This window comes from Sulfolobus sp. B1 (assembly GCF_007050195.1).
Classification (GTDB): Archaea; Thermoproteota; Thermoprotei_A; order Sulfolobales; family Sulfolobaceae; genus Saccharolobus.
The window spans coordinates 1-4,059 of record NZ_QIMI01000138.1 but is presented as its reverse complement, the minus strand read 5'-3'; the positions used below and the strand labels follow the sequence as shown (position 1 = coordinate 4,059).

General features: G+C 38.2%; 3 protein-coding genes. 1 reads left to right on the top strand and 2 read right to left on the bottom strand.

The genetic code is table 11. From position 1 onward, the window contains the following. The first annotated feature begins 133 nt into the window (after window positions 1-133). Window positions 134-1,270, top strand: coding sequence for an acyl-CoA dehydrogenase family protein (locus DMP16_RS08320; protein WP_083216450.1), 1,137 nt, complete (start codon window positions 134-136; stop codon window positions 1,268-1,270). 308 nt (window positions 1,271-1,578) lie between these two features. Here DMP16_RS08320 and DMP16_RS08310 read toward each other — a convergent pair whose 3' ends face one another. Together DMP16_RS08310 and DMP16_RS08305 are read right to left on the bottom strand one after the other, a co-directional pair. Next, entirely contained in the window at window positions 1,579-2,736 is a 1,158-nt protein-coding gene (locus DMP16_RS08310) for a hypothetical protein (protein ID WP_083216420.1), read from the bottom strand. Between the two features lie 34 nt (window positions 2,737-2,770). Beyond that, window positions 2,771-4,009 carry an MFS transporter gene (locus DMP16_RS08305; protein WP_069284426.1) on the bottom strand — a complete coding sequence of 413 codons (1,239 nt, stop codon included), beginning with the start codon at window positions 4,007-4,009 and terminating at the stop codon, window positions 2,771-2,773. Window positions 4,010-4,059: the final 50 nt, after the last annotated feature.

Sequence of the window (4,059 nt, the reverse complement as noted above, 5' to 3'; positions counted from 1 at the left end):
AATATGTTGAAAAAACATAAAAACATTTTAAAAATTCTTAGCATGAGGTCTTAAGGTTTTTTGCAAAAATTAAATCTTAATAATGAATAACGTAAAGTTTATTACTACTTATACTCTTTATATATTGGTCATCATGTTTCAGTTACCTAAAGAAGTAGAGGAGTATTGGTATAGGGTTAAGGATTACGTACAAAAAGAAGTTAAGGAATTCGCTAAACAAATGGATGAAACTAATGATGGAGGAGATAAAATAGTGCGTGACTTCGCTAGATTAGAATTATTAGGAATGAAAGTACCTAGACAATACAATGGTTTAGGTCTAGGGGAAATCGCTTTTGCTATAGCCACTGAAGAGTTGGGAAGTGAAAGTGGAGGAGCCTCACATAGCTTGCACACACAGCTCAACGCTATTCAACTTTTAATGTCGATAGGTGGGGATTCAGCTAAGGACTGGATAGAGAGAGGTGTGAAAGGAGAGGAAATCTATGCTGTAGCCTTGACAGAACCCGGTGCTGGATCAGACCTAGGAGCATTGCAAACTACTGCTAAAACGGATGGTAATGAACTGGTAATTAGCGGAGAGAAAATATTTACCAGCGCAGCTACGTTCTCGACTAAAATGGTGGTCTTAGCTAGGACGAGCGGAAACCCGGGGGATAGACAAGGAATTTCCTTACTTCTAGTTGATTCCAAAACCCCGGGGATAGAGGTTAGAAAACTAGACTTAATGGGCATAAGAGGGGCAGGTGTAAGTTACGTAAAGTTCAATAACGCTAGGGTCAGTAAGGATAGTATAATAGGTAGGGAAGGAGATGCGTTTAGAGGGGCTATAAAGGCATTAATGATAAGTAGAAACGGTTATGCTGGAATTGCAGTTGGAATAGCTAGGGGTGCTCTAGATGAGGCAATAAATAGAGCAACACAGAGAAAACAATTTGGAAAGGCACTAATTGAACAAGAATGGATAGCGTTCAATCTAGCTGATGCTCAAGTCAAAGTAGAGGCGTCAAGACTTTTAACGTGGAGAGCAGCTAACTTGTTAGATAGGGGTATTGAAGCTTTAACTGAAGCATCTATGGCTAAATACTTCTCAGCAGTTACGGCAGCTGAAGTAACTAGAACCGCTCTTCACATATTCGGAGGACATGGATTGAATAGGGGTTCAAAGGTTGAAAGACTCTATAGGGACTCTAAGATAATGGAGATTGCAGAAGGTACGAATGAAATGCAATTGTTAGCGATTTCGAGATCGCTTCAAGCTAAGAAGTGAATATTGTTGACAAAGGAAGGACAAGCTTTTCTCCCGGGGTTTAAAGTTTTTAAGTGAATTAGGTTTTTGGGAGGAGGGAAGCAAAAAGTAAAACGTGTCCTTCCTCCTCAGTACATATCCCCAAGTCCCTAGGAGGATGGAGTGGGGACTCTACCAAAGGGATAGGGGTAAAGTGGCTGAAGACCAAGCCGTTGGTCTACCACTGGATGAACGGAGCGGGTGTCAAAGCCCACTAGCTATGAAGTGGTGAAGGCGGTAAACTTGTGAACCACCTTAAGGGAACCTTTAGGGGCGGGGAGGAGGTCAGATTATCCTTTAAAGAATATAAGTGACGATAGTGCGATTACGAATAGGTTAAAAATGTTGATCCCTCTTAACCTTAGTCTTTTTAAGTACTCCCCCTTAGTCTCCTTATTCTTATATAAAACGTACTCAACAATCCTACTCAAACTTCCATTAATCCTCATAACGTCTTTACTGTTGTGAATCCAACTCTCGTATAAGGCATTGTAGTAAGCCTTACTTTTCGGTAGCGGAATTATTATGCTCTTATACTTACTTAACTCATCTACCATTTCATCCTCTACATAGACTACGGGGTAAATGAAGTTATTATTTAACTCTTTCATGACGTCCTCATCAATCCCTTTTAACGAACACGCTTCCTTCCTAGTAGATAAGACTGGGGATCTCCAATTATTTTCATTAAGTCCTAAGATCTCCCTAACTCTCTCTAATCTTACCTCGGGCACTGACTCTACAGTAATCTGTGAGAAGTATACTTTTCCGTAACTCGAAGCCAATTTAAGCAAAGAGAAAAGTTCTTCTTCTGGTTTATAAGAGAAAAGATCCTTTGATATTAAGTTAACTTTTCCATGATACTTAGACTGTATTTCCATCTCTTTCTTAAACACCTCAAGTGGGATCTTCCTTTCCTTTCTACTAATCTCCACTTCAGCTAATGCTGAAGGGCCTCTTATAGGGAAGAATTTGTCACTCTCTTCACCATAAACTACCTTAGGAAAGTCTCTCTCTTTTAATAGCCTAGGAAGAGTTATTTCCGCTTCTCCAACTAATACTGTATCTATCCAATCCGGGACGTCTATAGTTAATTCCCAACTACCCGGACCTCCAACAATAACTTTAAGCTCGAGTTTTCTCTTCAATCTCATTATCCTATCCCCTAACTCTTTGAAGGATTCGACAAAGTAAGGTGGTTCTCCAAACACTTCAGTAAGTCCTCTCGTCACTTCACTCATTCCTAAAGGGTCATTTACGTAAATTCCTATTATTTCCCCATTCTTAACGCGTAAGGAATTAGGTGGAACGATTCTAGAATTGGTTAGACTTTCTATTTTTCTTAACCCGTAGGGAGGATACTTATTTTTCCTAAGCAAGTTGGGAATTAATCTTAAAGGTAAGGAGGGTAAAGAGTGAAAGGTAGCGTAATCAGATGTTAGTATCACGAGAAATATTTTGAAGAAAAAGGATTAAAAACCTTTAATCTTCAAATACCTTCTTTTTCTCTATTTCATCTATGCTCATTCCCTTTCCCGTCTCAAATCCAAAAATATACCACAAGATTGCAGCAAATAATCCTATACTCCATATTCCTAAATTAAATAGAACGTATTGAGATAAGGAGAAGGATAGAGTGAGAAATATGGTTGGTATGTAGAGACCTATTGAAACTACCCTAGCAATAGCCGTATAAGTTCCTCTTCTGATGGTGGACCATAACTCAGCTTTGAATGTATCTTCTGTTAAATACTGTACAGACGTGAACGCATTTATGGCAACTAGCAGAGCCCAGAATATTATTAAGTCTGACTTCCAAGCGGGGATGAAATAATAAGTTAAAAATGTAAATATCACAATTCCGAGATTTGACCACAATAATAATCCCTTTCTACTAAAGGAATCTGCTAAGAAGGAAATTACTAAGCCCACCACGAACTCCGTTATATCAGCTACAAATATTATAGTACCGGTTAAATTTGAGAAGAAGTAAGGTCCTAACACATAAGTTATTAAACCAAATCCAGCAGAATTGGCAAAAGCAATTGCTGTTGTCACAAATAGCTTAAACGCTGTATCCTTATCTAGTTTCTGTTTTACTACACTACCTCCATTAGTCATTTTACGCTTAGCACTTAACCACCTAATTGATTCAGGCAATTCTAGTCTAGTAATGAAGAGTACTACAGCTGCTATTATAATCACTACACCTAGGACTAACCTTTGAAAGAAAATAGAGGAGAACTGAGTTAATAAACCTAGACCACCTAGTACAGCTCCTCCTAGGTTTATAAAGTTTATTTCCAAAAACATAATTTTGCTTCTGTTTCTTTGAGGCATGATCTCATGCGTAGCAGCCATAATAGTGTTCATCTCACCTCCAGCACTAAATAGCATTATAGCAGTAAATACTAGTACTAGAGCGTAGTTAAACGAGAAGATTAATCCTATTCCTCCAATAACGTATATTGCTAATGTGATCCATAACGTGGTTTTTCTACCAATTCTATCAGCTATTGGACCGGCAAAGGCTATACCAATTATAAGCCATAGCGGAGCCCAAGCTAGTAATAAACTCTCTAGTATTTTTGGCACAGTATACCAACTTGTCGCAATAGACTCTAACCCAAAGATGAAGGATTCCAAGAACATACCTACGGAGAAAGATACGAAAGCCATCTTTAATGCTCTATTCCATTCCTCACCTGGTTTCCAGCTCATATTTACCTATTAATAATTTCAAAATAAATATAAAAATTTTTTTATATCAT